Raw genomic sequence first — 24,905 nt, 5'->3', positions numbered from 1 at the left:
AGTCCCCCGAGGAAACCCCGAGCAAGGAGCGACCATGAGATACCTGATCACCGGGGGAGCCGGGTTCATCGGCTCCCGTCTCGGCGAGGTCCTCCTCGCCGGGGGGCATTCGCTGCTGGTGCTCGACGACCTGTCGACGGGAAGCCCGCCCGGCGCCCCGGCCGCCGCGCACGGCGAGCGGTACGCCTTCGTCCGGGGGAGCGTGCTGGACCGGGGCCTGGTGGACGAGCTGGTCGAGCAGTGCGACGCCGTGGTGCACCTGGCAGCGGCAGTCGGCGTCCGGCTGGTCGTCGAACGGACGCTGCGGTCGTTGGCCACCAACGTGCTGGGCACGGAGGCGGTGGCCCGGGCCGCCCACCGCTTCGGCAGGAGGCTGCTGCTGGCCAGTACGAGCGAGGTCTACGGCAAGAACGCGGACGTGCCGCTGCGGGAGGACTCCGACCGGATCCTCGGCAGCCCCGAAGTGGCGCGGTGGTCCTACAGCGAGGCGAAGGCAGTCGACGAGTCCCTGGTCAACGCCTATCACCGGGAGCAGGGCCTGGAGTCGGTCGTCGTGCGCTTCTTCAACACCGTCGGCCCCGGGCAGAGTCCCGCGTACGGGATGGTGATCCCCCGGCTCGTCCGCCAGGCGGTGGAGAACCGTCCCCTCACCATCTACGGGAACGGCCTGCAAACGCGTTGCTTCATGCACGTCGACGACGCGGTGGAAGGAGTCGTCCGGCTGTTGGAGGAGGAGCGCTCGATCGGCGGGACGTTCAATCTCGGATCCTCCGAGGAGATCAGCGTCCTCGACCTCGGGAGGCGCGTCATCGAACTCACCGGGTCGAATTCGGAGATCACCTTCGTACCTCATGAGGAAGCCTACGGAAAACATTCGGAAGAACCGCTGCGCCGCGTGCCGGACACGACCCGGGTGAGGAAGCTGACGGGCTGGCGGCCGAGGCGATCGCTGGACGACGTGCTGCGGGACGTGATCTCGGAGGTCCGCGTCGGCTCCGTCGTCGCCGGCTAGTCCCTAGGAGGAATTCGTGACATACGATTACGCGGTAGTGGGGCTCGGTTATGTGGGCATGCCCCTGGCCAGGGCTGCGGCCGCGGTCGGCGGCCGCGTCGTCGGGTTCGACGTGGCGGCGCACCGGGTGGAGATGCTCAACGCCGGGCGGTCACCCGTCGACACGGTGTCCGACGCCGAGCTGGCCGTGATGCTGGACCAGGGGTTCACGGCGACGACCGACCCGGCGGTGCTGGCCGCCAGCGACACGATCGTCATCTGCGTACCCACCCCGCTGGACGGCGACCACCGGCCCAACCTCGGCCAGGTGTGCGCCGCCGCGGAGACCGTCGGAGCGCACCTGCGCGCGGGCACCCTGGTCGTCCTGGAGTCCACGATCTGGCCTGGAGCCACCGAGGGCGTGGTGCTGCCCATCCTGGAGCGGTCCGGTCTCAGGGCGGGCAGGGACTTCGGCCTGGCCTACTCCCCGGAGCGGATCGACCCGGGGAATCCGCACTACGGGGTGCAGAACACCCCGAAGCTGGTCGCGGGGCACACCCGGGCCTGCGGGGACCGGGCGGCGGCGTTCTACGGAAAGTTCGTCGCCGAGGTCGTCCCGGTCTCCGGGATCCGCGAGGCGGAGCTGTCCAAGCTGCTGGAGAACACCTACCGGAGCGTCAACATCGCGCTCGTGAACGAGATGGCGATGTTCTGCGACGAGCTGGACATCGACCTGTGGGAGTCGATCGAGGCGGCGGCCACCAAGCCGTTCGGGTTCGAGCGCTTCCTGCCCGGCCCCGGGGTCGGCGGCCACTGCATACCCGTCGATCCGGTCTACCTCGCGCACACGGCCCGCGGCCTGGGCCGTCCCTCCCGGCTCGTCGAGCTGGCCGTGGAGGTCAACGAGCGGATGCCCGGGCACGTGTTCAGTCGGATCCAGCACACGCTGAACACCGTGGGCAGGTGCACCAACGGTGCGCGCGTCCTCCTCGTCGGCGTGACGTACAAGCCCGACGTGTCGGATGTGCGGGAGACCCCCGCGGTCCCGCTCGCCCGCGCTCTGCGCCGGGCCGGTGCGCACGTCGTCTTCACCGATCCCCTGATCGGGGAATGGGTGGTGGACGGCGAGCCGGTCGACAGGGAGGAGGATCTGGCGGCGGCCGCCGCCTCGTGCGACATCGCCGTGCTCCTCCAGCCGCACCGGACGCTGGACCTGCACGACATCACGGCGGGTGGCTGCCCGGTCCTGGACACCAGAGGAGTCATGCCGGCAGACCCTCGGGTCAGTCGGCTGTAGGCCCCTCGGACACCGCCCAGCGGAACGGGAGAGCGCATTGCGAAGGCTACTTGTGGTTGTCGCGCACGGAGACGACGAGACCCTCGGGGCGGGCGCCACCCTGGCACGGCTGAGCGACGCCGGCGTCCGCATCCGGCTGTGCGTACTGACCGACGACGACGGTTCCCGGCACCGCAGTCCGCACCGGGCCGCCAACCGGTCACTGGCGGTCAAGGAGGCCGCCCGGATCCTGGGCATCGCCGAAGTCGCCGTACACGGCCACGGCGACAACCGGCTCGACCGGGTCGGCCAGCTGGAGCTCAACAGGCTCGTCGAGGTAGAGATCCGGGCCTTCGGCCCGGACACCGTTCTCACCTCCAGCCTGGCCGATCTCAACCAGGACCACCGGCTGGTGAGCTCGGCGGTCCGGGTGGCGGCCCGGCCCGGGCGCAGCGGTGTCGGCGAGATCCGCTGCTTCGAGGTCAGGTCGGCCACCGACTGGGGGGAGGCGTCCGGCATCCGGCCGTCCTTCTCCCCGAACTGCTGGCAGGCCGTCTCCGAGGAGCACCTGGAGCGCAAACTGGCCGCGCTGCGCGCCTACGGCCAGGAGGTCGAACCGTGGCCGCTGCCCCGGAGCGAGGGGGGTGTCAGAGCGCTCGCCGCGTACCGGGGCTCGCAGGTGGCGGTCCCGCTCGCCGAGGCGTTCGAGACACCGAGGGTCGTCCACGTGTAGCGACCCGGCGCACCGCCCGCGGCGGGCGGTGCGCCGGGTCGCTCCGGGAAGACCACCAGCGCCCACCCGCCGCGTCCGGCCGGTGACCGGCGCGTCCGGGTCCGGCCCTCCCGGAGCGGACGTGCCCGGCGAGCGCCGGCAGGTCGCGGACGGGGCCGCAGTCGCCGTGGACACGGCCGGACGGGGCGGGTGGGCGAAGCGGAGGATCCCCGGCGGGGAGAAGGAGGCCCTCGGCTCCCTGCCGCCGATGCCGACGACGGTGGTGCGGTCGGCGGACCGGGCGGCGCCGACGGTCTCCGTGCGCCCGACGCGCTCCACGGCGGCACCCGATTTCCCGATTGACGCCCGCCCCCACCCATTCCTATGGTGTTCGACAGGAAACCATGGGCACCGGGAGCGTTGCTATGAGCGGCACGACGAGCGGTTTCGAGCAGGCGCGCAAGACCGCGGCGGGGCTGGCGTACTCCCCCGGGTTCGGGAACGAGCACAGCGGCGAGGCCGTCCCCGGAGCGCTTCCGGTGGGCCGCAACTCCCCGCAGCGTGCTCCCCTGGGGCTCTACGCCGAACAGCTCAGCGGCACCGCCTTCACCGAACCCCGCGCCCACAACCGCCGCTCGTGGCTGTACCGCATCCGTCCCTCGGCCGCCCATCCGCGCCTGGTCCGCACCGGGAACGGAAACCTGCGCGGCGCCCCCTTCACCGAGACCGCGCCGGACCCCAACCGGCTGCGCTGGGACCCGCTGCCCGACCCCGCGCCCGGCACCGACTTCCTGGCCGGGCTGTGGACGCTGGGCGGCAACGGCGACGCCGCCCGGCGCGAGGGCGTCGCCGTCCACCTCTACGCCGCCGACGCCCCCATGGAGCGGGTGTTCGGCGACGCAGACGGCGAACTGCTGATCGTGCCCGAGCGCGGCGGACTGCTGCTGCGCACCGAGTTCGGCCTGCTGGCCGCCGCACCGGGCCAGGTGGCACTGATCCCGCGCGGGGTGCGCTTCCGCGTCGAGCCGCTGGACCCGCTCGTGCGCGGCTACGTCTGCGAGAACATGGGCCGCCCCTTCACCCTCCCCGACCTCGGCCCCATCGGCGCCAACGGCCTGGCCAACCCCCGGGACTTCCTCGCCCCCACCGCGGCCTTCGAGGACGTCGAGGGCCCGGTGGAGGTGGTGACCAAGTTCTGCGGCGACCTGTGGACGGCCACCTGGGACCACTCCCCCCTGGACGTCGTCGCCTGGCACGGCAGCCATGTGCCGTACGTCTACGACCTGCGCCGCTTCAACGTGATCGGCAGCATCAGCTACGACCACCCCGACCCCTCGGTCTTCACCGTCCTCACCTCGCCGTCCGACACCCCGGGCCTGGCGAACGCGGACTTCGTGGTGTTCGCCCCGCGCTGGCTGGTCGGCGAGGACACCTTCCGGCCGCCGTACTTCCACCGCAACGTGATGAGCGAGTACATGGGCCTGATCGAGGGCGCCTACGACGCCAAGAGCTCCGGCCCGGGCGGCTTCGTCCCCGGCGGCGGCTCACTGCACAACATGATGTCGGCGCACGGACCGGACCGGGAGACCTTCGAACAGGCGAGCGCCGCCGAGCTCGTCCCGCGGAAGGTGGACGACGGCCTCGCCTTCATGGTCGAGACCCGCTGGCCGGTGGTGCTCACCGCGCAGGCCCGCGACGCGGAGCACCTCCAGCGCGGCTACGACGAGGTGTGGCAGGGTCTGGAACGTCACTTCAGGGCCTGACGCGGCGCCCCGGCACCGCGTACGGTGACCCGCGTCGTGGTGCGGCGGCGCCGTGCGCGTCACCGCACCGCCGCACCGCCGCACCGCCCAGAAGCCGCACCGCCGCAACCCGTCAGGCCGTCCGGAGGCCGCCGTGACCGTCTTCGCCCCCGACTCGCTCGCGCTGAACCGCAAGCTGCCGCTGTGGTACCAGGTCTCGCAGTCGCTGCGGGCCTCGATACTCGGCCGCTCCCCCGGCGCGCCGCTGCGCCTGCCGACCGAGGAGCGGCTCGCCGAGCACTACGGCGTCAGCGTGCTGACCATGCGCCAGGCGCTCAAGGAGCTGGAGAACGAGGGGCTGATCAGCCGGCACCGGCGGCGCGGCACGTTCATCGAGCCCGGTGCCCGCAGCGGTGCGCCGGTACGGCTGCTGGGCTCGGTGGACGCCATCGTGGCCCAGCAGTCGGGCGAGGAGACCACCCTGCTGGGCCACGGCCCGGCACCGGTCCCCGGGGAACTGGCCGAGCACTTCCCGGATCTGTCCGAGGCGGTGTCCTACCGGCGGCTGCGCCGCGACCGGGAGAACGGCGAGCCGACCAACTGGGCCGACAACCTGGTCCGTCCCGAACTCGCCGCCCGCGTCGATCCGGACGACCTGGCCCGCTGGCCGATGACGAAGGTGCTGCGCGACACGGTGGGCGTGCGGATCAGCCGCATCACCGACACCGTCCAGGCCCGGCTCGCCGACCCCGAGACGGCCGGCCTGCTCGACGTACCGCTGCTCAGCCCCATCCTGCACTACACGGGCGTCACCTACGACGACACCGGCCGGGTGGTGGACGTGGCCCGCATCCGCTACCGCGGCGACCGCTTCTCGTTCTCCGTCACCGTGGAGGCGGACTGACCGCCCCCGTACCATGCGGGCGGGGACGCGGGAGGCGGGCGGCAGCGGTGTACGGCGGCGGACCGACAGGGGTGAGCGGCAGGGTGCGTGACGGGGCGGCGGACGGCGGAGCGCTCCCGCTCGACGAGCTGATGCCCTGGTCCGTCCGGCCGCTCCGGCCGGGCCGGAGCTGGGTGCTGGCCCCCGACCCGGCGTCCCTGAAGGCCCGCTGGGCCGCGCTGCTCCGGGCCCGGGGGGCCGAGCGCGAGACGCTGTTCGTCCCGACCCGCGCCCGTACGACGCGCTCCGCGGTGCCCCGGCTGCCCGGCCCGGCCGGGGCGGCGGCCGCGTCCACCGGACGGCTCGACCGGGAGGACGGGCCCTGCCCGGAGCCGGTGCGGGCGCTGGCCGGGCTCCACGACCGGCAGTGGCTGATACCGGACCAGCGGCTCCTCGACGCCGCCCGGCCGGAGCTGTGGCGGGTCGCCGACGAGCGGCAGATCCACCTGGTCGAGGCCGCCCCCGCGCCCCGCGCGCCCGTCGCCGAGGCGGTCTTCACCGCGCTGCCCGCCGTCAGCGCTCCGGTGTCCCCCGGGACCCGGGCGGCCCGCCCCGGCCGCGTCCGGCCCCTGTACCGGCGTCCCGGCGGCCGGGAGCCCAACCTCGCCCCCGGGCTGCCCGCCCTGCTGTCCGCGCGGCTGGGCACCGCGGTGACGGCCGAGGACGTCCTCGCCTGGACCGCCGCCGCGCTGCGCCCGGGCCCCGCGGGCCTCGCCGTACCGCTCACCGCGGACCGCGCGGTGTGGGAGGAGGGCGTCGAGCTGGGCCGCCGGCTGCTGTGGGTCCACACCCGGGGCGCCCGCTGCGGCGACGGCGCCCGGCCGCGGCTGCCGGGCGGCCGACGCCCCTACGTACGGGCCGCCCTGCCCGGCCGGCCGGCCCCGGACGGGCTGCGCCACGACGCGGACGAGGAGGCCCTGTGGCTGGGGGACGGCCGGATAGCCCCGGTGGCGCGGGCCGCCTGGGAGTTCGAGGCGGGCGGCGCACCGGTGCTCCGGGAGTGGTTCGCCCGGCGTACGGCACCGGCCGGGCCCGGCACGCTGGAGGCGGTGCGTCCCGCCCGCTGGCCGGCGGAGTGGACCTCCGAGCTGCTGGAGCTGATCACCGTACTCACGCTCCTGGACCGGCTGAGCGGCCCGCGGGAGGAGCTCGCCCGGCGGCTGGCCGACGGCCCCGCGATCGGCACCGCGGAGCTGCGCGCGGCCGGGGTGCTCCCGGTGCCGCCGGGCGCCCGGCGCCCGGCGTCCGTCCTGGACCACCCCGAGGAGGGCCCGGAGGGGCAGCTCGCCCTGCTGTGAGCTCCCCTCCGACCGGCCGGGACCCGCGCCACCGGGAACGGCGGTACGCGGGCAGCATTCAGGGCCGGGCGGCGACGCCCGGCCCTCGGTGGGGAGTCAGGATCGGCGCGCGGTCAGGCGCGCCCGCCGAAGATGGAGCGCCGCAGCCGCCGCAGCGGTGCGAACAGCGACACCCTGGCACTCCGGTTCCCCGACCGGGCGCGTGCGGTGTCGCGCGTGGTCAGCTCGCGCATGAGCGTGGTGGCCTCCGCCGTGTCATCCTGGGGGACGGCGGGACCGGCCAGCACGCTCAGGTGCCGGTCGAGGCGCGAACTGGTCGCACCGCTCCCGCACTGGATCGCAGGGACTCGTGCCCTGCTGCGCACCGTTATCTGTTCCATGACTCTCCCCACCCAAACGAGGGCTCCCGGCCCGGGCAGGGTAACCCTATCTCCCGACCGTGACCCACGGGTATTCCGGTCATCGGATTCAGCTTCCCCGCAAGGGGATTGACGAACACAGTACGAGACATCAGCATCCGATCACGCCAGGGGACGGGGGACACGCGATGGACACGGAACGGCTGCTGGCCGACCGGTACCGCCTCACCGCCGAGCTGGGCCGCGGCGAGGTGGGCGTGGTGTGGCAGGCGCACGACGAGGCGCTGGGCAGGCAGGTCGCGGTCAAGGAGATCCGGGCGGCCGACGAGCTCGCCCCGGACGAGGTCCGGCGGCTGTACACCCGCCTGGAGCAGGAGGCCATGACCGCCGGCCGCATCTCGCACCGCAACGCCACCACGGTGCACAACGTGGTGGTCGAGGACGGCCGCCTGTGGATCGTGATGGAACTGGTACGGGGTCTGTCCCTGAAGGACGTGCTGGCCGCGGAGGGATCGGTGCCCCCGGCCCACGCCGCGCGGATCGGGGCGGAGGCGGCCTCGGCACTGCGCAGCGCGCACGAGGCGGGCATCTGGCACCGCGACATCAAGCCCGCCAACATCCTGCTGGGCAACGACAACCGGGTGGTGCTCACCGACTTCGGCATCTCGCTGGTGAAGGCCGACACCGCGCGCGCCCGGACCGGGGAACCGGTCGGCGCGCCGGAGTTCACCGCGCCCGAGTGCGCCCGGGGCGCCGCGCCCGGCCCGGCCTCGGACATGTGGTCGCTGGGCGTCCTGCTGTACCTGGCCGCGACGGGCGTCTCCCCGTTCCGCCGCGGCACCGCGGAGGAGACCCTGGGAGCCCTGGCCTCGTACACCGACGCCGACCTGCCGCCGGTACGGGAGGCGGGCCCGCTGGCGGCGGTGCTGGAGAGGCTGCTGCGGGCGGATCCCGACGAGCGTCCGACGGCCGCCGCCGCCGAGCGGCTGCTGTGGGTGGCCGCGGCCGGGAGCACTCCGCGCCCCGCCCCGGGGCCGTCCGCGGACCGTGCCGACCGTGCCGGGGAGCCCTCCCGGCCCGTGTCCTCCGGGGACCCGCAGGACGGCGGGGGGCGCGGGCCCGCCGCCGGCCGGCGCCCCGTACCGGCCGACGCGCCCGGGCCGTCGGCCGGTTCCGGGTCCGCGCCCCCCGCCCCGGAGGGCGACCGGGGGCCGTGGGTGCTGCCGGTGACCATCCTGGTGGTGCTGGTGGCGCTGCTGGCGGCCCTCGCAGCGGCCGTAGCAGCCCGGTAGCGCCGGGCCGGCCCGGCGGGGCACGGCACGGGGACATCCCGGAAAACCCGCGTGCGCACGGCACGGTGGTGCCGGATCATGAGGCCCATGTGTGCCGACCATCCCGCCCGGCCGACCGAGGAAAACCTGCCCGTCCGCCCACCCGCCCGTCCCTCCGCCCACCTCCCCTCCCGGCTGTCCGCGCAGCTCTTCTCCCGGCTGCCCGTCCGGCTGGGCATCGACGACAGCGACTCCCCCTCCGACGTGATCGACGCCCTGTTCCTGGGCCGCTTCACCACCGGCGAGCAGCCGCACGCCCACGGCCGCTCCCTGAACCGGGCCGGCAAGGGGCTGTCCCTGCTGCCGCCGGACGCGCTGGTGCTGCGCTCGGCGCGGGACGGCGGCCGTGAGACGGTCCTCGCCGAGGGCGAGGGCTGGACGGTGCTGGTGTCCCGCTGGAACCAGGGCGTCGACGTGACGGTGACGGCCGTCAGCGAGGAGCTGGCCGAACGGACGCTGCGGGCGGCGCTGGACGGCGCCGAGGAGGAGCCGGAGCCCGCACCCGAGGACGTCACCATGGGCTTCTGGTACAACTCGCCGCGCCGCGGCCCACACCGCACCACGCGCCGGATCAGGGCCGGGAGCTGGGAGGAGGTCCGCGGCAACTACCCGGCCCCGGTCGCCGAGGCCATGGACGGCCTGATGAAGACCTCCCCGGACGACATCACGGGCCGGCTGCTGCTGCTCCACGGCCCGCCGGGCACCGGCAAGACCTCGGCCCTGCGCACCCTGGCCCGCTCCTGGCGGGACTGGTGCCAGGTGGACTGCGTGCTCGACCCGGAGCGGCTGTTCAACGAGGTCGGCTACCTCATGGACATCGCCGTCGGCCAGGAGGACGACGGCCCGGACGCCAAACGCTGGCGGCTGCTGCTCCTGGAGGACTGCGACGAGCTGATCCGCGGCGAGGCCAAGCACGCGACCGGCCAGGCGCTGTCGAGGCTGCTGAACCTCACCGACGGGCTGCTGGGCCAGGGCCGGAACATCCTGGTCGGCCTGACCACCAACGAGGACCTGGAGCGGCTGCACCCGGCGGTGGTGCGGCCCGGCCGCTGTCTGGCCCGGATCGAGGTCGGCCCGCTGACCCGTGCCGAGGCGGTGCGGTGGCTGGGCCGGGAGGAGGGCGTCGGCCGGGACGGCGCGACGCTGGCCGAGCTGTACGCGCTGCGCCGGGGCACCGCCCCGGCCGCGGTGCCCGGGCCCGGCACGGCCGAACAGGGGCTCTACCTGTGACGGGCACGGCGCCCGGGCACCGGGTGGCGGAACTGGTGGCGCGGCGGGCACGCGGCGAACCGTTGAAGTACCTGTACTTCCGGGGGAACTCCCCCCGGCGGGGCGGTCCGGTGGGCCCGGAGTGCCTCAGCCAGTGGTGGCCCGCCCCGTTCACCGCGGCGGGTGTCGGCTACGCCACCGCGGAGCACTGGATGATGGCCGCCAAGGCGCGGCTGTTCGGGGACGCGGAGGCCGAGGAGCGAGTACTCGCCGCGGCGGAGCCCGGCGCGGCCAAGGCGGCGGGCCGTACCGTGCGCGGCTTCCACGAGGAGGTCTGGGCCGAACACCGCTTCGGGATCGTGGTCGAGGGGAACGTCCACAAGTTCGGACGGCACGCGGACCTGCGCGCCTTCCTGCTCGCCACCGGGGGCACCTCCCGGACCGGAGGCCGCCGGGGAGGGCGGGTGCTGGTGGAGGCCAGTCCGCTGGACCGGATCTGGGGCATCGGACTGGCCGCCGACGACGGGCGCGCGGCCGACCCGGCGCGCTGGCGCGGGCTCAACCTGCTGGGCTTCGCCCTGATGGCGGCGCGGGAGCGGCTCGCCGCGGGCTGACCCGCGCGGGCCGGCGGAGCGCGGGTCCGGCGCGCTCAGCTCCCCGAGCCGTACCCGGCGCGCAGGGCGTCCTCGACGGCGGCCAGCGCGGCGGCCCGGTCCAGGCCCAGCCGCCGGGCCCGCCGGACGTACTCCGCGGCGGCCGCGGCGGCCTCGCGGGCGGCGGCGTCCCCGGCAGCGGCCACGAAGGTGCCGTGGCGCCCCCGGGTCTCGATCACCCCGTCCGCCTCCAGGGCCCGGTACGCCTTGGCCACGGTGTTGGCCGCCAGGCCCAGCTCCCCGGCCAGCGCGCGCACGGTGGGCAGCCGGTGGCCGACCGGCAGTACGCCGCCGCGGGCCTGTTCGGCGATCTGGGCGCGCAGCTGCTCGTACGGGGCGGTGGGGGCGTCCGGGTCCACGGCGATCCTCAGGGGCACGGCACATCTCTCCTGCTGCGGGAGGTCTTCGGGGCGCCGGGCGGGGTGCCGTGGCGCGCCGACGATTCTGCACCAGCCTCCCCGCCGGTTTCCGCCGGCTTCCGGCGGCCGGAACCGGGGAGGTCCGGGTTCAGGTCCGCCGCGGCCGGTGGCCGACCTTGCCGAACGCCTCGGCGAGCACGGCGAGCTGCTCGCGGTCGAGGACGTCGACGAGGGCTTCGCGCACCGCCGCCACATGGCCGGGCGCGGCCTCGTGCAGTGTCTCGCGCCCGGTGTCGGTGAGCACCGCGAAGACGCCGCGGACGTCGCTGGGACAGGCGCGGCGCCGCACCAGGCCCCGCTTCTCCAGCTGGCCGACCTGATAGGTCAGGCCGCTCTTGGAGGCGATCAGCCGTTCGGCCAGCTCGGTCATGCGGAGCTCGCCGCCGGGGGCCGCCGCGAGGTGCACCAGGATCTCGTACTGCGGGTGGGACAGGCCCGCGTCCTGTTTGAGCTGCTGGTCCAGGTACCGGTTGACGCGGTGCCAGGCCTGCAGAAAGCCCTTCCAGGCCGCCATTTCCAGCTCGTCCAGCCAACGGGGCTCGTTCATGGTGCCATCCTACGCGGTTGTTCAAATTTGAATCTGAAACTACACTCGCCGGCGTCCGTGATTCGAATTCGAACCACAATCTCGAGGAGCCCGTATGACCGCCCCCACCGGCATGCACGACGGCACCACCCGGTACACCGGCGCGCCCGCCACCGCCCCGGACCCGGCGCACCCGGCCCCGGCCCCGGCCCCGGCTCAGGACGCCGGACTCCTGCTGCTGCGTCTCGCCCTCGGCCTGATCATGGCCGCGCACGGCACGCAGAAGCTCTTCGGCTGGTTCGACGGCGGAGGGCTGGAGGGCACCGAGCAGTTCTTCGCCTCGGTCGGCTACCCGGCCGCGGGGACGATGGCCGTGGTCGCCGCCCTCACCGAGACACTGGGCGGACTCGCCCTCGTCCTCGGCCTGCTCACCCCGCTCGCCGGGGCCGCGGTGCTGGGCACCATGCTCAACGCGGTGGCGGTGAAGTGGGACGGCGGCTTCTTCTCGCCCCAGGGTGTGGAGTACGAGCTCCTCCTCGTCGCGGCCGCCGCCGCGCTCGCCCTCACCGGCCCCGGCCGCTGGGCGGTGGACCGCGCCCTGCCCGTCCTGCGCTCGCACCGGCTCTCCCACGGCGTCGCCGCCGTCGCGCTCGGCACCGCCGCGGCGGGCCTGACCCTGCTGGTCCGCTCCTGAACCCTGAGCCACCCGTACGCCCCGGTCCCGGGGCGTACGTCCCGGAGGAAGATCCCATGACCGCCCCCACCCGGCCCGCCCGGCGTCCCGCCGCGGACCGCATGCCCGTGCTCTACCTCAGCCACGGCGCCCCGCCGCTGGCCGACGACGGCCTGTGGACCGCGCAGCTCGCCGGGTGGGCCGGTGAGCTGCCGCGTCCCGAGGCGGTGCTGATCGTCTCCGCGCACTGGGAGTCCGCCCCGGTCACCCTGGGCGCCACCCGGACCGTCCCGCTGGTGTACGACTTCTACGGCTTCCCGGAGCACTACTACCGGGTCGCCTACCCGGCGCCGGGCGCCCCCGCACTGGCCGAGAAGGTCCGCAAGCTGCTCGCCGGCCCGGGCAGCCCGGTGCACCAGGACCCGGACCGGGGGCTGGACCACGGCGCGTACGTGCCACTGGCCGAGATGTACCCGGACGCCGACGTCCCCGTGCTCCAGCTCTCCATGCCCACCCTCGACCCCGGGGAGCTGCTGGCACTCGGACGCCGGCTGGCCCCGCTGCGCGACGAGGGCGTGCTCATCGTCGGCAGCGGCTTCTTCACCCACAATCTGCGGGAGCTGAGGTGGGGCGCCGGCCCCGGCGAGGCACCGGGCTGGTCCAAGGAGTTCGACGCCTGGGGCGGCGAGGCACTGGCCCGGGGGGACGTCGACGCCCTGCTCGACTTCGAGCACCGGGCCCCGGCAGGCCGGATCGCGCACCCGCGCACCGACCACTTCGCCCCGCTGTTCGTCGCCCTCGGCGCGGGCCAGGACGAGCTGTCCGCCCAGCGCACGGTCATCGACGGTTTCTGGGCCGGACTGGCCAAGCGCTCGGTCCAGCTCGGCTGAGTCCCGGCCCGGCCCGCGCGGTCGCCGCCCCGGCCGGACGGGCCGCTCCACGGGTCTTTCTGTGGCCCCGCTCAACGGCGTCTTAACGGCGGCATAAGGATCGCCGGACCGGGCCGGAAGGCCCCGGAAGGGGCTTCGGACGCGGCTAACGTGCGTGCCGCCGGGACCCGTTCGCGGGGGGACGGGGTCCGGCTCCCCCACCCGTACCACCCGCCCCCGTGGCTGGAGGAGTACCGCAGATGACCGTTAGCCGCAGGGCCGCCGCCCTCGTAGCCGCCGGCACGGCGCCGTTCGCCCTGTGCCTGCCGACCGCCGCGCCCGCCGCCGCCCACGGCTCCCTCACCGACCCGGTCAGCCGGGTGGCCGCCTGCCACGCCGAGGGGCCGGAGGCACCGAAGTCCGCGGCGTGCAAGGCGCTCGTCGCCGCCGGCGGCACCCAGCCGCTGTACGACTGGAACGAGGTCAACATCGCCGACGCCGCGGGACGCCACCGCCAGATCATCCCGGACGGGAAGCTGTGCAGCGCGGGCCGCGACAAGTACAAGGGCCTGGACCTGCCCCGCTCCGACTGGCCCGCCACCCCCCTGACCGCCGGCGACCACACGTTCCGCTACCGGGCCACCGCACCGCACAAGGGCACGTTCGAGCTCTACCTCACCAAGGCCGGTTACGACCCGGCCAAGCCGCTGGCGTGGTCGGACCTGGAGGCGGAGCCGTTCGCGAAGGTCACCGACCCCCGGCTGGAGGACGGCTCCTACGTCTTCTCCGGCACCGTGCCCGAGCGGTCCGGCCGCCATCTGGTCTACAGCGTCTGGCAGCGCTCGGACAGCCCGGAGGCGTTCTACACCTGTTCCGACGTCGTCTTCGGCGGCAACGGCGGCGGCGGTGCCGGTACCGCGCCGGCCGCGCCGACCGACGAGCAGATCGAGGAGAGCGCGGAGAAGTCCACCGTGAGCCATGACGGGCACGGCGGCGACGAGCACGGCGAGAAGCGGCAGACCGCCCCCCTCTCCACCGACGGCACCGGCACCGGTGGCGGCAAGCCGGCCGAGCCGGCCGCCGGGAAGGCCGGGACCGGTGGGACGGGGACCGGGAAGAGCGAGGGGTCCGGGAAGGCCCCGAACGGCACCGCCGTGTCCCCGGCCGAGGACACCGGGGACGGCGGACAGCAGGTCCACCTCGCCGAGACCGGCGGCGACGACAGCACCACCGCCGTCGCCCTCGGCGGCGCCGCGGCCGTCATGCTGGGCGGGGCCGTACTGCTGGCCACCGCGCGCCGCCGCTCGGCCCGGTCCCGCCACCGCGCCTGACCCGGCGGTCTCCGGCACCCACGATCGCGCCGCCGTCGCCCGTCTGCCCCTCCGGGGCGGCGGTGGCGCCCCGGCCTCCCTGTACGTACCGCGGGGAGGGGAGGCCGGGGCTCGCCCCGCGCCGGGGACCCCGCCCTGGGCGGCGGCGCGGGCGAGCGCCGGGCCGGTCTGTGCCCGCTCCGAGCCGGAGCGGGCACAGACCGGCCCGCTGGTGTGACGGCGTGCCGGGGCACCGGGGCGAGCCGGCCGGCCCCGGCACGCTCGGCCGCGGCCCGCGCCCCGGTAACCCGCCGGGAAGACCGGTGAGCCGGTGCTCGAGCACCTGGACACCACCCGGTGGTCCCGAGCCGCTCGGGGCACGCGCTCCGGCGCCGGTGGGCGGGGCGTGCTCCAGCACGCCGGGCCCCGGCCGGACACGGCCGGCGGGCCGTACGCCCTGCTCGTCCGCGTGTGACGTACGTCAAGGAGATTTGGCGCCCGCCCGTCCGGCAGGGCAGGGTAGAGGGCTGAGGCTGCGGGACACGGACGACAGAAGGAGCCCCATGAGAATCGGGATCGTCGGAGCCACCGGTCAGGTCGGCGGTGTGATGCGGGAGATCCTGGCCGAGCGCGATTTCCCGGTGGACGAGCTGCGGCTGTTCGCCTCGGCGCGCTCCGCCGGGCGGACGCTGCCCTGGCGGGACGGCGAGGTCACCGTCGAGGACGCCACCACGGCCGACTACGCCGGCCTGGACATCGTGCTGTTCTCCGCGGGCGGCTCGACCTCGAAGGCGCTGGCCCCGAAGGTGGCCGCGGCCGGGGCGGTCGTCATCGACAACTCCTCCGCCTGGCGGCTGGACCCGGAGGTCCCGCTGGTGGTCTCCGAGGTGAATCCGGAGGCCGCCGCCGAGCGTCCCAAGGGCATCATCGCCAACCCGAACTGCACCACCATGGCCGCGATGCCGGTGCTGAAGCCGCTGCACGCCGAGGCGGGGCTGACCGGCGTGGTCGTGTCCACCTACCAGGCGGTGTCCGGCAGCGGTCTGGCCGGGGTCGCCGAGCTGGACGAGCAGGTCCGCAAGGCGGTCGAGGGCGACGCCACGCGGCTCGCCCACGACGGCTCGGCGGTGGAGTTCCCCGCGCCGGACAAGTACGTGCGCCCCATCGCCTTCAACGTGCTGCCGATGGCGGGGTCCATCGTGGACGACGGTCTGGGCGAGACCGACGAGGAGCAGAAGCTCCGCAACGAGAGCCGCAAGATCCTCGGCATCCCCGGTCTGAAGGTCTCGGGCACCTGTGTGCGGGTACCGGTCTTCACCGGCCACTCCCTCCAGATCAACGCCCGCTTCGAGCGCTCCCTCGCCCCGGAGCGCGCGCTGGAGCTGCTGGACGGCGCCCCGGGCGTGGCCCTCTCCGAGATCCCCACCCCGCAGCAGGCCGCCGGCCAGGACCCGACGTACGTGGGCCGGATCCGCTCGGACGAGACCGTCGAGCACGGGCTGGCCCTGTTCTGCGCCGGTGACAACCTCCGCAAGGGCGCGGCCCTCAACGCCGTGCAGATCGCGGAACTCGTCGCGGCCGGGGCCCGCTGACCCTTCCGTGCCCACCACGGCCGCACGACCGGCCCGGCACCGCCGTCGGCGGTGCCGGGCCGGTCGTGCGCTGTCGTTCTCCCCGGTCCCTCTCCCTCCGTACCCCTGCGTGCCTCAGCCGAGCCGGACGCCGTTGTCCCGCAGCGCCTCGGTCAGCGGCTGGTGGAAGGTCTCACCGCCCCGGGTGCAGTCACCGCGCCCACCGGAGGTCATCCCGTGGCCGGTGTCGCCCCAGAACAGCGGCCCGCCGCTGTCGCCGGGCTCCGCGCAGGCGGTGGTCTGGATCAGGCCGTGGACCGTGCCCTGCCGATAGGTCACCGAGACGTCCAGCGCCGTGACCCGGCCCTCCCGGACCCCGGTGGCAAAGCCGCTGCGCCGTACCGGCTGGCCGACGATGGGATCGGCCGCCCGGTTGATGACCTGGCTGGAGCCGTTGTAGAGGTTGACCCGGCTCGGGCGGTCCACCCGGGCGATGTAGCGCACCAGGGCGTGGTCGTCACCCGGGAAGCTGCTCGCCACGGTGACGCCCACCACCCGGCCGCTCCGGGCCGGTGACCAGCGGTCGAAGAGCCGGGCGCAGTGGCCGGCGGTCAGGAAGTACGGCAGGCCGTTCCGGGTGACGTTGTAGCCCAGCGAGCAGCCCACCCCGTCGCCCCGCCGGATCTCGTCGCCGCCCATGAGGTAAGGGCTGAACCTGTCCGGGACCTGCCGCAGGACGGCCGCGCCGCCCTGTGCCCCGATCCGCTCCCGCAGCGTCCTCAGGTCGTCGCCGCGGACCGTGTCGTCCGCGGTGACGACGACCCGGTTGAGCCGGGGGTCGACGGCGCGTGCGGTACCGGGCACGGCCCCGGCCGTGAGGTCGTCCCGCACGGCGTCGAGCCGGGCGCTGGAGTACCGGACCGTCCGGGGCTCGGCCCCGGCCTGCCGCGTCCTCTCCGCCGCCTGCGGGGTGAGGACGTTGACCACCAGTTTCCGTTCCCCGGCGTCGTAGTAGGCGCCCGCCATGTCGTCCTTCAGGACGCCGGCGAGGTCGGCGGCCAGACCGGTGGCGTCGGCGGCCGTGAGGCGTGCGGTCCCCTGCCCGGTGTCCGCGGTGTCCGCGTTCGCCGGACCGGAGGGGCCGGCGAGGAGCGCCGCCGCGCACGCGCACGCGACGGCCATGCGCCGTGTGAGTGTCCGTCTTGGTTTCAACTCTTGTGCCTCCCATGGAGACGGGATCGCCCGGGCCGGGGCGATCCCGGAGGAATGCCCGGTTGAGTGATGATTCCTCGCCCGACGGAAGGACACACAATATGCACCCGTATGGATTCATTGTGTGATGAGTGGGGCCAGATGCCCCCGGACACGGCGGAGCCCCCGCCCGGTCTGCGCCGGGCGGGGGCTCGTCTACCGCGGGCCGGACGGGCCCGCGCGGAGGAACGGTGAGGATCAGTAGACGCTCACGCCGTAGGCGTTCAGCGCCTCGACGACCGGCTGGAAGAAGGTCGTCCCGCCGGTGCGGCAGTTGCCGCTGCCGCCCGAGGTCAGACCGTAGGCGGTGGTCCCGTAGTAGAGCGGGCCGCCGCTGTCGCCGGGCTCGGCGCAGACGTTGGTCTGGATCATGCCGTAGACGATGTCACCGCTGCCGTAGTTGACGGTGGCGTTCAGACCGGTGACCCGGCCGCTGTGGGTGCCGGTGGTGCTGCCGCGGCGGGTGACGGTCTGACCCACGGACGGGTTGGCGGCGCGGGTGATGTCCTGGCTGCCGACCTGGCCGGGACGGCTGATCGAGCTGGTGTAGCGGACGATGCCGTAGTCGTTGTTGGGGAAGCTGGACCCGGCCCGCGTACCGAGGGTGGTGGAACCGTTGGTCCAGGTCGCGCCGGCGGCGGTGCAGTGGCCGGCGGTCAGGAAGTACTCCGTGCCGTTGCTGCTGCGGACGTTGAAGCCCAGCGAGCAGCGTCCGCCACCGGCGTAGATGGCGTCACCACCGGAGATCATCTTGGTGAACTTGCCGGAGGTGCGCTCGATCCGGATGGCGTCCGCGCCGGCTCCGGCCGTCTTCTTGATCTTGGCTATCTCGGCCTGGCTGACGGTGCTGTCCACCGTGACGACCAGGGTGTTGGTCGCCTTGTCGGTGTACCAGGCGGTTCCCGCGACGTCCGCGGTCTTCATCGCCTTGCCCGCCATGGCCACCTGGGTGGCGGGGGAGGGCGCGGGCTCGGCGCTCGCCGAGGCCGGCACGGTCAGGGCGGCGACGGCCAGGACGCCGGTGGCCGCGGCCACGAGGCGGGTACGGCCCCGTCTGGCCGAACCACCGTGGGGGGAGGTGCGCTTCGTCCTCACTGGTTGTCCTCCTGTGAAGGAAATGGGGGGAACCCGCCGACGGGCGGGCACGCGCAACGCGGCCGGGGACCCGCTGTTCGACGCGTCCCTGACAAGCGTTGGTCTGGAGTATTCACGCGTCGGATCAGCGCCCGCAAGAGGGCGTCCACCAAAATGTCTCGCTGAGCGCAACAGCCGCCCCACATAACGGACATGACCGCCCGTCGGTCAACAACCGCGCCAACCGGTCGCAGACGTCATCAGTTGCAGCAGCCGCAGCACTCACCGCATTCGCAGCAGCCGTCGCTCTTCCCCCGGCACCAGCCCTTGCGCCGCCGGCCCCGCCAGGGGTCCCGGTACTCCTTGCGGCAGCAGGTCTGCCCGGTGCAGAACAACCCGGTCCACACCGCGCAGCCCGCCACCGGCCCCCGCCGCCGGTCCGAACCGGGCGGCGGGTACGGGGGCGGGCCGAACTGCCCGGCGGCGAAGGCCCGGTCCACCGCGTGCCGCAGCTCGTGGACGAGCAGCCGGTGCGCCAGCGCGGCGCCCCCGGCGTCCGCGAACTCCACCTCCCGCAGCGCCAGCCGTACACCGTGCACCGCGTCGTCGCACAGCCGCCGCACCTCCGGCAGGGGGGCGCCGGTGACGGCGACCGGGTTCCAGGCGCCCGACCTGCGGTCGGCGGCCAGGTCCTCGACCGCGTCCAGCAGATGCGCCAGCCGGCCGAAGAGCCGGCCGGCCTCGGCGAGCGGTCCGGCGTTGCCGGGCCGCCCGGCCAGTACGGCGGTGTGGGCGAGAGCGGCCGCGGTGGCGGTCTCGGTGGGCTCGGTGACCGCGAGCAGCGAACCACCCGGCCCCGTGGCGGCCTCCACCAGCGGCTGCCGGTCCACGGCCGCGGTCAGCGTCCCGGTGTCGAAGCCCAGCTCGGCACCGGTGCGCGTCCCCGCCCGGTCCCAGCCGGCCGCCACCCTGCGCGCCGCGACCGCCACCGGGCGGCGTGCCAGCACCCCGTCCCCGTCGGCGACATGATCGCGCACCTTGGCCGAGGCCAGCACCAGGGAGACCGCCGCCGCCAGCCGGGCGCCCTCGCCCCGGGCCACCCGCGCGGTGCGCATACCGCGCAGCGGGCACGGTCCGGCGGTACGCCGCAGCCCGTCCCGGCGCGGGGACTGGGCCTCGGTCAGCACCGAGACGACGATCCCGTCGTAGTTAGTGACGACCCTCGCGAACTGGCCGTGGTCGCCGCGCAGCGCCAGACAGAGCCCGCACAGATGGGCCAGCCAGGCCGCCTGCTGCCCCTCGTCCAGACCGTGCCGGCAGGGCCTGATGACGCCGAACAAAATTTCCCCCGTTGACCTGAACCGATGAGTGGCGGTCACGATACCGGGCACTTCACCCGTATGCCCTCGGTGACCACCCGTCCGGCGGGACCGCCCGGTCTCACGCCGCACCACCAGCCGTGTGCGGCCCGGAACTTCACTCCGGCGGTCCGCTCCGCGCCCCTTGTGCACCAGAACCGTCACGAAACCCGTGCGGAACCGGTAACCACTTGGCGCGTTGTCAGCATCATGGACGACCATAGGGGTGCGGGCCCCGCGGCGGAGGCACTGCCAGACACGGTGGACCGTGCTTGTGAGAGGAGGCGTCCATGGGATCGGTGCGCAGGGCGAGTGCCTGGCTGGGCCTCGTCGACGACAGCGAGATGCGCTACTACGACGACGAGTACGCCGAGGGACCCGATTCCGAGGACGTCCGTGAGGCATGGGTCACCGACCCGCGGGTGCGGGTGACCGCGGAGACCGCCCAGGACCAGGGCACCCGGATCGCCACGATCACCCCGGACGGTTTCCGGGACGCCCGGGGCATCGGCGAGCTCTTCCGGGAGGGTGTCCCGGTCATCGTGAACCTCACCGGCATGGAGTCCGCCGACGCCAAGCGGGTGGTCGACTTCGCCGCGGGTCTGACGTTCGGCCTGCGCGGCTCGATCGAGCGGGTGGCCAACCGGGTGTTCCTGCTGACCCCCGCCGACTACAAGGTGATCAGCGGCGAGCACCGCCGCGCCGCCGAGGGCGGTTTCTTCAACCAGAGCTGACGGACGCCGGCCCGGTCCCGGACGGGCCGCGCCGGCGCGTCACCGGCGGCGGGCACCACCGGCCAGCACTGACCCGTCCGGCCGGTCGGCCCGCGCCGTCCCGGCCGGGCGGACACGGTGCCCTCCGGAAGGCACCGTGCCGCGCCGGACACCTCCGGCGGCTTCGGCCGGGGCCCGGTCGCCCCGCTCGGCCGCGCGCTCACCGCCGTGCTCCCCACCGGGCGCCGGGGACTCCGCCGTGCGGGGCAGCCGCAGGGCCGCCAGCGCGCCGAGCACCAGCAGTCCGGCACTGACCAGCAGCGAGACGTGCAGGCCGTGGACGAACGATTCCCGGGCCGCCGTCCGCAGTGCCTCCCCGGCCGGTCCGCCGAGCTGCCCGGCGATCCGGTACGCCTCCCCCAGCGATCCCGCGGCACCGGCGGCGGCCTCCTCCGGAACACCCGCCGCGCCCCGCACGCCGGGGGCGTAGACGGCGTTCATCACGGTGCCGAGGACCGCGATGCCCAGACCGGCGCCGAGCTGGTAGGCGGTCTCCCCGATCGCCGCGGCGCCGCCCGCGTGCCGGGCCGGGGCCTCGCTGAGCATCGACTCGTAGGAGCCGAACAGCGTGGTCTCCAGACCGAGGCCGAGCAGGACGAACCCGCCGAGCAGCAGGACGGGCCGGTCCTGGCCGCCGGCCCCGGTCAGCAGCAGCACGGCCGCGGCGGTCACCAGGAAACCCGAGGTGACCATGGTGCGCGGTCCCAGCCGGCGCAGCAGCCGGGAGCCGGCCAGTCCGGCGGCGATCGCGGCGAGGCTGAGCGGCAGCAGCCGCAGCCCGGTCTCCAGGGGAGTGAGGCCGAGGACCAGCTGGAGGTACTGGGCGGCGATCAGCGCCAGCCCGACGAGCGCCAGCACCGTCAGCACGATGCACGCCACGGCCGTGCCGAAGGCGGGCCGGGCCAGGGTGGCGCAGTCCACCAGGGGGTACCGGCGGCGGCGCTGACGGCGCACGAACAGCGCCAGCAGGGACACACCCAGCAGGACCGGTCCCACCGTCCCCGGGCCGAGCACCCCGCCGCCCGACTGCTTGACACCGAGGATCAGCGCGCCCAGTCCGGCCGCCGCGACCAGGGCGCCCAGCACGTCCCAGGGCCCGTCGCGGTCACCGGTGGACTCCGGCAGCAGCCACCGGCCCACCGGAATGGACACCAGCATCAGCGGGATGTTGACCAGGAAGACCGAGCCCCACCAGAAGTGCTCCAGCAGCAGGCCGCCGATCAGCGGCCCGACGGCGGCGCCGACCGCGGCGACCGCGCTCCACACCCCGATGGCCAGCGCCCGCTCGCGGCGGTCGGGAAAGACCTGCCGCAGTATCGACAGGGTGGCGGGCATGATCATCGCGCCGCCGACCCCGAGCAGTGCCCGGGCCGCGATCAGCACCCCGGGGCTGTCCGCGTACGCGGCCAGCGCCGAGGCGACACCGAAGACGGCGTACCCCGCCAGCAGCACCCGGCGCCGCCCCACCCGGTCGCCGAGGGAGCCGAAGAGGATCAGCAGGGAGGCACAGACCAGCGGATAGGCGTCGACGATCCACAGCAGCTCGACGGCGCCGGGCCGCAGCGCTCCGGAGACGGCGGGAACGGCGACGTGCAGCACGGTGGCGTCGACCGCCACGAGCAGCAGGCTGACACACAGGACCACGAGCACGGCCCAGCGGTTCGCGCCACCGGCCGCGCCCCGCGGGCCGCCCGCCCGGACCGGCCGCCGGGGCCCCTGCCGGGGGACGTCCGCCGCCCCGGTGGCTCCGGCCGTGGTCGTCCCGGACATGTACGCACCTCCTGTCGCGCTCGCACCCGGCCGGCGCCGTGGGGAACACCGGGACGCTCGGGCGGCGTCCGGCCCGGTGCGGAGGGACGAGTCGATGCGCCAGCGTACGCGAGTCCGCCGCGCGCTCACGTGGCTCACCTCACGTTGACATCGCCTTGAGACGCTTCGCGCCGCTTCCGCCGGACACGTACGCTCCCGGGTCATGCCCGCCAGTGAGCTCCTCCCGCCCCCGCCGCCGGTCCGGCAGACCGCCTCCCGCCCCGCCGTCGGACCGCCGGCCGCCCCGGGCTCCGGGGAGGCGGGCCGGCGTTCCGTCCGCGCCGCGCTGCGGTACGCGGCACCCGCGCTGCTGGCCTACTCCGGGGTGCGGGCACTGGGCCTGCTGGTGCTGGCCGGCTGGGCGGCCGCGGCGGACCGTGACGCGTACCGGCTGCTGTCCGCCCGCTGGGACTCCCTGTGGTACGCCCGCATCGCCGAGGACGGCTACGGCCACACCGCCCGGGCGGCCAACGGCGACCTCCACCCCGACCTCGCGTTCTTCCCCCTGCTGCCCGCCCTGGAGCGGGCTCTGTCGGCCGTCACCCCGCTGGACGCGGCCGGCGCCGGGGTGGCCGTCAGCGCCCTGGCCTCGCTGTGCGCCGCCGCGGCGCTGTTCGCGATCGGCGACCGGCTGTACGGCAGGAGCGCGGGCATCACCCTGGCCGTGCTGTGGGCCGCCCTGCCCGTGGGGATCGTCCAGTCGATGGCCTACAGCGAGTCGCTGTTCACGGCGCTGGCCGCCTGGGCGCTGTACGCGCTGCTGACCGGCCGGTGGGTGTGGGCGGGGACGCTGGCCGCGCTCGCCGGGCTGACCCGGCCGGTGGGCGCGGCGGTGGTGGCGGCGGTGTGGATCGCCGCGGCGGGCCGGCTGCGGCGCGAGCGGCGGCTGCCCGCGTCCGCGGTGGCCGGGGTGCTGCTCGCCCCGCTCGGCTGGCTGGGCTACGTCGGCTGGGTGGGGGCGCGCACCGGCAGCCCGGCCGGTTATCTGGACGTGCAGGCCCAGTGGGGCAACGGCTTCGACGGCGGTGCGGCCTTCGCCGCGTTCGTGTGGGACCGGCTCACCGGCGCGCCGGCCGGCGGGGTGGCACTGCTCGCCGGGGTGGGCCTGGTGGTCTGGCTGTGCGTGTGGTGCGTACGGCAGCGCCAGCCGCCGCCCCTGCTGGCGTACGCCGGGACCGTGGTGGTGCTCGCGCTGTGCGCCCGGGGCTACTTCGGCTCGAAGCCGCGGCTGCTGCTCCCCGCCTTCCCCCTGCTCCTGCCGCTCGCGGTCGCCCTGACCCGGCTCCGGCCGGCCGCGACGGCCGCGGTCCTGGCCACGGCGGCCCTCGGCTCGGCGGTCTACGGCGCCTTCTGGCTGCACGGTTCCGGGCCGCCCTGACCGCCCCGGCGGTTTTCCGGGCGGTGCCCGGTTGAATTCCGGTGACTCCCACATGTCCGCCGGGAAACGAACACGGAAAGGACACGCGGCACCCTCCCGGCCCCGCCCCGGCGGCCGGGCCGGAGCCGCCGGGGACAAAGTCCCACCCGGCTCCTCCGACCAGGGAATACCGGCTCACGGAAACCTCCGGTGAGCGGCTCCCCACATCACATAGGCATCACGAAGCAGGTGGCCGGCCCTGCGGCGCCCGTCACTGCCTGTAATCTCGTTGGAGTGCGTACCGACCGGATCTTCGCCCGCCTGGAACAGGAGCCAGCGCGGCCGTCCGCTCCCCCGCCGGAGATGAGCGGCACCCGCAGGGTGCTCTTCCTCGTCACGCTGGGCTTCTACGCGGTCATCGTGGTGGCGGTGCTGACCACCTCCCGGCTCGTCCGGCTGGACTGGCAGGTCATGCTCTTCCGCCCCTACAAGCAGTGGCCGGAGCTGCACGCCTTCCTCGACTACTTCGTGGTGCTCGGTCAGCGCGGCCCCACCGCGGTGCTGGTCGCGGCCTGGCTCGGCTGGCGCTCCTGGCGGCAGCGGACCCTGCGCCCGCTGCTGGCCCTGGGCACCTCCCTGCTGCTGCTGAACGTGACCGTGGGCGCGGCGAAGCTCGGCATGGCGCGGGAGGGCCCGCACTACGCCAATCAGGTCGGTGCCAACGAGATGTTCCTGAACGGCGACATATTTCCCTCCGGCCACACCGCGAACGCCGTGGTCACCTGGGGGATCCTGGCCTATCTGGCCACCACGCCGCGGGCGCGGCGGCGGCTGTCCGTCGTCGCCGCCGTCTTCGCGCTCGGGGTGGGCGCCACCACCGTCTACATCGGCACGCACTGGGTCAGCGACGTGCTCCTCGGCTGGGCCGCCGGCCTGCTCATCCTGCTGGCACTGCCCTGGTTCGAGCCGCTCATCGTACGCGCCGAGGCATATCTGCTGAGTCACTGGTACCGGCTGCGGGACACCTCCGTGCCGCTGCCCGAACGGCTGCGGCCCGCGGGCGACCGCGCCTCCGGCTCCCCCGCCGGCACGCCGGGACACCGGCCGGTCGCGCCCCACGGTCCGGAGCCGGCTCTCTCCTCGTCCCTCACCGCGGGCCGGCCGGGCCATGCCGCGGACTCGTGTGCGCACCACCCCGCCCACCCGGGCCGGCACCCGGCCCGGCCGGCGGGCGCTCCGCCCGGGCCGGGTGCCGGCCGGCGGCCGCACGGCGAGCGGCAGGTGCCCCACCCGGCGCCGACGGGGCCGCGCAACTGACACCGGTTCAGAACACCTCCCGGGCCGGGGAGAAGGACGGTACGCGCTCCCACCGGGGGCGGAGGTGGGCGGGGGGCCCCCCCC

The 24,905-nt window shown here is 74.8% G+C and carries 23 protein-coding genes; 16 read left to right on the top strand and 7 right to left on the bottom strand.

The genetic code is table 11. The features are described 5' to 3' along the window. Positions 1-34 precede the first annotated feature (34 nt). From V1L54_RS25640 to V1L54_RS25615, 6 genes are all read left to right on the top strand, one after another. The gene (locus V1L54_RS25640) at positions 35-1,012 is read left to right on the top strand and encodes an NAD-dependent epimerase/dehydratase family protein (RefSeq protein ID WP_330120503.1); all 978 of its coding nucleotides are present in this window, start codon (positions 35-37) and stop codon (positions 1,010-1,012) included. Between the two features lie 16 nt (positions 1,013-1,028). Then, a complete protein-coding gene (locus V1L54_RS25635; protein ID WP_330120502.1) occupies positions 1,029-2,288 on the top strand; it encodes a nucleotide sugar dehydrogenase in 1,260 nt (419 codons plus the stop codon). A 52-nt stretch (positions 2,289-2,340) separates the two neighbouring features. After that, entirely contained in the window at positions 2,341-3,000 is a 660-nt protein-coding gene (locus V1L54_RS25630; RefSeq protein WP_330120501.1) for a PIG-L deacetylase family protein, read from the top strand. Between the two features lie 404 nt (positions 3,001-3,404). Continuing rightward, positions 3,405-4,742 carry a homogentisate 1,2-dioxygenase gene (gene hmgA, locus V1L54_RS25625; RefSeq protein WP_330120500.1) on the top strand — a complete coding sequence of 446 codons (1,338 nt, stop codon included), beginning with the start codon at positions 3,405-3,407 and terminating at the stop codon, positions 4,740-4,742. Positions 4,743-4,875: 133 nt separating this feature from the next. Continuing rightward, a complete protein-coding gene (locus V1L54_RS25620; protein ID WP_330120562.1) occupies positions 4,876-5,625 on the top strand; it encodes a GntR family transcriptional regulator in 750 nt (249 codons plus the stop codon). A 71-nt stretch (positions 5,626-5,696) separates the two neighbouring features. Next, positions 5,697-6,962: a type ISP restriction/modification enzyme gene (locus V1L54_RS25615; RefSeq protein WP_443076786.1), complete on the top strand. Its 1,266-nt coding sequence runs from the start codon at positions 5,697-5,699 to the stop codon at positions 6,960-6,962. Between the two features lie 113 nt (positions 6,963-7,075). On the opposite strand, the gene V1L54_RS25610 is transcribed toward V1L54_RS25615, so the two are convergent. Then, entirely contained in the window at positions 7,076-7,342 is a 267-nt protein-coding gene (locus tag V1L54_RS25610) for a hypothetical protein (protein ID WP_330120499.1), read from the bottom strand. Between the two features lie 167 nt (positions 7,343-7,509). Between V1L54_RS25610 and V1L54_RS25605 the strand changes: the two genes are divergently transcribed. The 3 genes from V1L54_RS25605 to ybiA all read left to right on the top strand — a co-directional run bounded on the left by V1L54_RS25605 (position 7,510) and on the right by ybiA (position 10,475). Further along, the gene (locus V1L54_RS25605; protein ID WP_330120498.1) at positions 7,510-8,613 is read left to right on the top strand and encodes a serine/threonine-protein kinase; all 1,104 of its coding nucleotides are present in this window, start codon (positions 7,510-7,512) and stop codon (positions 8,611-8,613) included. A gap of 174 nt (positions 8,614-8,787) precedes the next feature. Beyond that, positions 8,788-9,882: a DUF5925 domain-containing protein gene (locus V1L54_RS25600; protein WP_330120560.1), complete on the top strand. Its 1,095-nt coding sequence runs from the start codon at positions 8,788-8,790 to the stop codon at positions 9,880-9,882. Further along, positions 9,879-10,475 carry a riboflavin biosynthesis intermediates N-glycosidase gene (ybiA, locus tag V1L54_RS25595; RefSeq protein WP_330120497.1) on the top strand — a complete coding sequence of 199 codons (597 nt, stop codon included), beginning with the start codon at positions 9,879-9,881 and terminating at the stop codon, positions 10,473-10,475. The genes V1L54_RS25600 and ybiA overlap by 4 nt, the downstream gene beginning before the upstream one ends. A gap of 35 nt (positions 10,476-10,510) precedes the next feature. Here ybiA and V1L54_RS25590 read toward each other — a convergent pair whose 3' ends face one another. Further along, on the bottom strand, positions 10,511-10,891 hold the full coding sequence (locus V1L54_RS25590) for a GntR family transcriptional regulator (RefSeq protein WP_330120496.1): 381 nt from the start codon (positions 10,889-10,891) through the stop codon (positions 10,511-10,513). Between the two features lie 130 nt (positions 10,892-11,021). Next, positions 11,022-11,480, bottom strand: a complete 459-nt coding sequence (locus V1L54_RS25585; protein WP_330120495.1) for a MarR family winged helix-turn-helix transcriptional regulator — start codon at positions 11,478-11,480, stop codon at positions 11,022-11,024. A gap of 94 nt (positions 11,481-11,574) precedes the next feature. Here V1L54_RS25585 and V1L54_RS25580 point away from each other — a divergent pair, with 94 nt between their 5' ends. The 4 genes from V1L54_RS25580 (at position 11,575) to V1L54_RS25565 (ending at position 15,903) form a co-directional block, all read left to right on the top strand. After that, positions 11,575-12,153, top strand: a complete 579-nt coding sequence (locus tag V1L54_RS25580) for a DoxX family protein (protein WP_330120494.1) — start codon at positions 11,575-11,577, stop codon at positions 12,151-12,153. Between the two features lie 56 nt (positions 12,154-12,209). Further along, positions 12,210-13,022: a dioxygenase family protein gene (locus V1L54_RS25575; RefSeq protein WP_330120493.1), complete on the top strand. Its 813-nt coding sequence runs from the start codon at positions 12,210-12,212 to the stop codon at positions 13,020-13,022. Positions 13,023-13,261: 239 nt separating this feature from the next. Next, on the top strand, positions 13,262-14,332 hold the full coding sequence (locus V1L54_RS25570; protein WP_330120492.1) for a lytic polysaccharide monooxygenase auxiliary activity family 9 protein: 1,071 nt from the start codon (positions 13,262-13,264) through the stop codon (positions 14,330-14,332). 542 nt (positions 14,333-14,874) lie between these two features. Continuing rightward, positions 14,875-15,903, top strand: coding sequence for an aspartate-semialdehyde dehydrogenase (locus V1L54_RS25565; protein WP_330120491.1), 1,029 nt, complete (start codon positions 14,875-14,877; stop codon positions 15,901-15,903). A gap of 114 nt (positions 15,904-16,017) precedes the next feature. Here V1L54_RS25565 and V1L54_RS25560 read toward each other — a convergent pair whose 3' ends face one another. The 3 genes from V1L54_RS25560 to V1L54_RS25550 all read right to left on the bottom strand — a co-directional run bounded on the left by V1L54_RS25560 (position 16,018) and on the right by V1L54_RS25550 (position 19,547). Continuing rightward, a complete protein-coding gene (locus V1L54_RS25560; protein WP_330120490.1) occupies positions 16,018-17,064 on the bottom strand; it encodes a S1 family peptidase in 1,047 nt (348 codons plus the stop codon). Between the two features lie 267 nt (positions 17,065-17,331). Then, complete coding sequence (locus V1L54_RS25555; RefSeq protein ID WP_330120489.1) at positions 17,332-18,228, bottom strand: S1 family peptidase; 897 nt, start codon at positions 18,226-18,228, stop codon at positions 17,332-17,334. A 239-nt stretch (positions 18,229-18,467) separates the two neighbouring features. After that, positions 18,468-19,547 carry a DUF5685 family protein gene (locus tag V1L54_RS25550; RefSeq protein ID WP_330120488.1) on the bottom strand — a complete coding sequence of 360 codons (1,080 nt, stop codon included), beginning with the start codon at positions 19,545-19,547 and terminating at the stop codon, positions 18,468-18,470. Positions 19,548-19,855: 308 nt separating this feature from the next. On the opposite strand from V1L54_RS25550, the gene V1L54_RS25545 reads away from it, so the two are divergent. Then, positions 19,856-20,299: a cell division protein SepF gene (locus V1L54_RS25545; protein ID WP_330120487.1), complete on the top strand. Its 444-nt coding sequence runs from the start codon at positions 19,856-19,858 to the stop codon at positions 20,297-20,299. A gap of 39 nt (positions 20,300-20,338) precedes the next feature. Here the strand turns inward: V1L54_RS25545 and V1L54_RS25540 are convergent, their stop codons facing one another. Then, positions 20,339-22,108 carry an MFS transporter gene (locus tag V1L54_RS25540; RefSeq protein WP_330120486.1) on the bottom strand — a complete coding sequence of 590 codons (1,770 nt, stop codon included), beginning with the start codon at positions 22,106-22,108 and terminating at the stop codon, positions 20,339-20,341. 202 nt (positions 22,109-22,310) lie between these two features. On the opposite strand from V1L54_RS25540, the gene V1L54_RS25535 reads away from it, so the two are divergent. Together V1L54_RS25535 and V1L54_RS25530 are read left to right on the top strand one after the other, a co-directional pair. Beyond that, positions 22,311-23,525 carry a mannosyltransferase family protein gene (locus V1L54_RS25535; protein WP_330120485.1) on the top strand — a complete coding sequence of 405 codons (1,215 nt, stop codon included), beginning with the start codon at positions 22,311-22,313 and terminating at the stop codon, positions 23,523-23,525. A gap of 273 nt (positions 23,526-23,798) precedes the next feature. Next, complete coding sequence (locus tag V1L54_RS25530; RefSeq protein WP_330120484.1) at positions 23,799-24,821, top strand: phosphatase PAP2 family protein; 1,023 nt, start codon at positions 23,799-23,801, stop codon at positions 24,819-24,821. Positions 24,822-24,905: the final 84 nt, after the last annotated feature.

The sequence above is a fragment of the Streptomyces rubellus genome (assembly GCF_036323805.1).
Classification (GTDB): Bacteria; Actinomycetota; Actinomycetes; order Streptomycetales; family Streptomycetaceae; genus Streptomyces.
Note: the sequence above shows the minus strand (reverse complement) of the source record. Positions and strands in the feature narration are given on the sequence as shown.

What these genes read in the sequence shown, in the direction of transcription:
- V1L54_RS25640 (WP_330120503.1), top strand. Translation starts at nt 35, where the DNA reads ATGAGATACCTGATCACCGGGGGAGCCGGGTTCATCGGCTCCCGTCTC.
- hmgA (WP_330120500.1), top strand. Translation starts at nt 3,405, where the DNA reads ATGAGCGGCACGACGAGCGGTTTCGAGCAGGCGCGCAAGACCGCGGCG.
- V1L54_RS25610 (WP_330120499.1), bottom strand. Translation starts at nt 7,342, where the DNA reads ATGGAACAGATAACGGTGCGCAGCAGGGCACGAGTCCCTGCGATCCAG.
- V1L54_RS25605 (WP_330120498.1), top strand. Translation starts at nt 7,510, where the DNA reads ATGGACACGGAACGGCTGCTGGCCGACCGGTACCGCCTCACCGCCGAG.
- V1L54_RS25585 (WP_330120495.1), bottom strand. Translation starts at nt 11,480, where the DNA reads ATGAACGAGCCCCGTTGGCTGGACGAGCTGGAAATGGCGGCCTGGAAG.
- V1L54_RS25580 (WP_330120494.1), top strand. Translation starts at nt 11,575, where the DNA reads ATGACCGCCCCCACCGGCATGCACGACGGCACCACCCGGTACACCGGC.
- V1L54_RS25575 (WP_330120493.1), top strand. Translation starts at nt 12,210, where the DNA reads ATGACCGCCCCCACCCGGCCCGCCCGGCGTCCCGCCGCGGACCGCATG.
- V1L54_RS25570 (WP_330120492.1), top strand. Translation starts at nt 13,262, where the DNA reads ATGACCGTTAGCCGCAGGGCCGCCGCCCTCGTAGCCGCCGGCACGGCG.
- V1L54_RS25565 (WP_330120491.1), top strand. Translation starts at nt 14,875, where the DNA reads ATGAGAATCGGGATCGTCGGAGCCACCGGTCAGGTCGGCGGTGTGATG.
- V1L54_RS25560 (WP_330120490.1), bottom strand. Translation starts at nt 17,064, where the DNA reads ATGGCCGTCGCGTGCGCGTGCGCGGCGGCGCTCCTCGCCGGCCCCTCC.
- V1L54_RS25545 (WP_330120487.1), top strand. Translation starts at nt 19,856, where the DNA reads ATGGGATCGGTGCGCAGGGCGAGTGCCTGGCTGGGCCTCGTCGACGAC.
- V1L54_RS25540 (WP_330120486.1), bottom strand. Translation starts at nt 22,108, where the DNA reads ATGTCCGGGACGACCACGGCCGGAGCCACCGGGGCGGCGGACGTCCCC.
- V1L54_RS25535 (WP_330120485.1), top strand. Translation starts at nt 22,311, where the DNA reads ATGCCCGCCAGTGAGCTCCTCCCGCCCCCGCCGCCGGTCCGGCAGACC.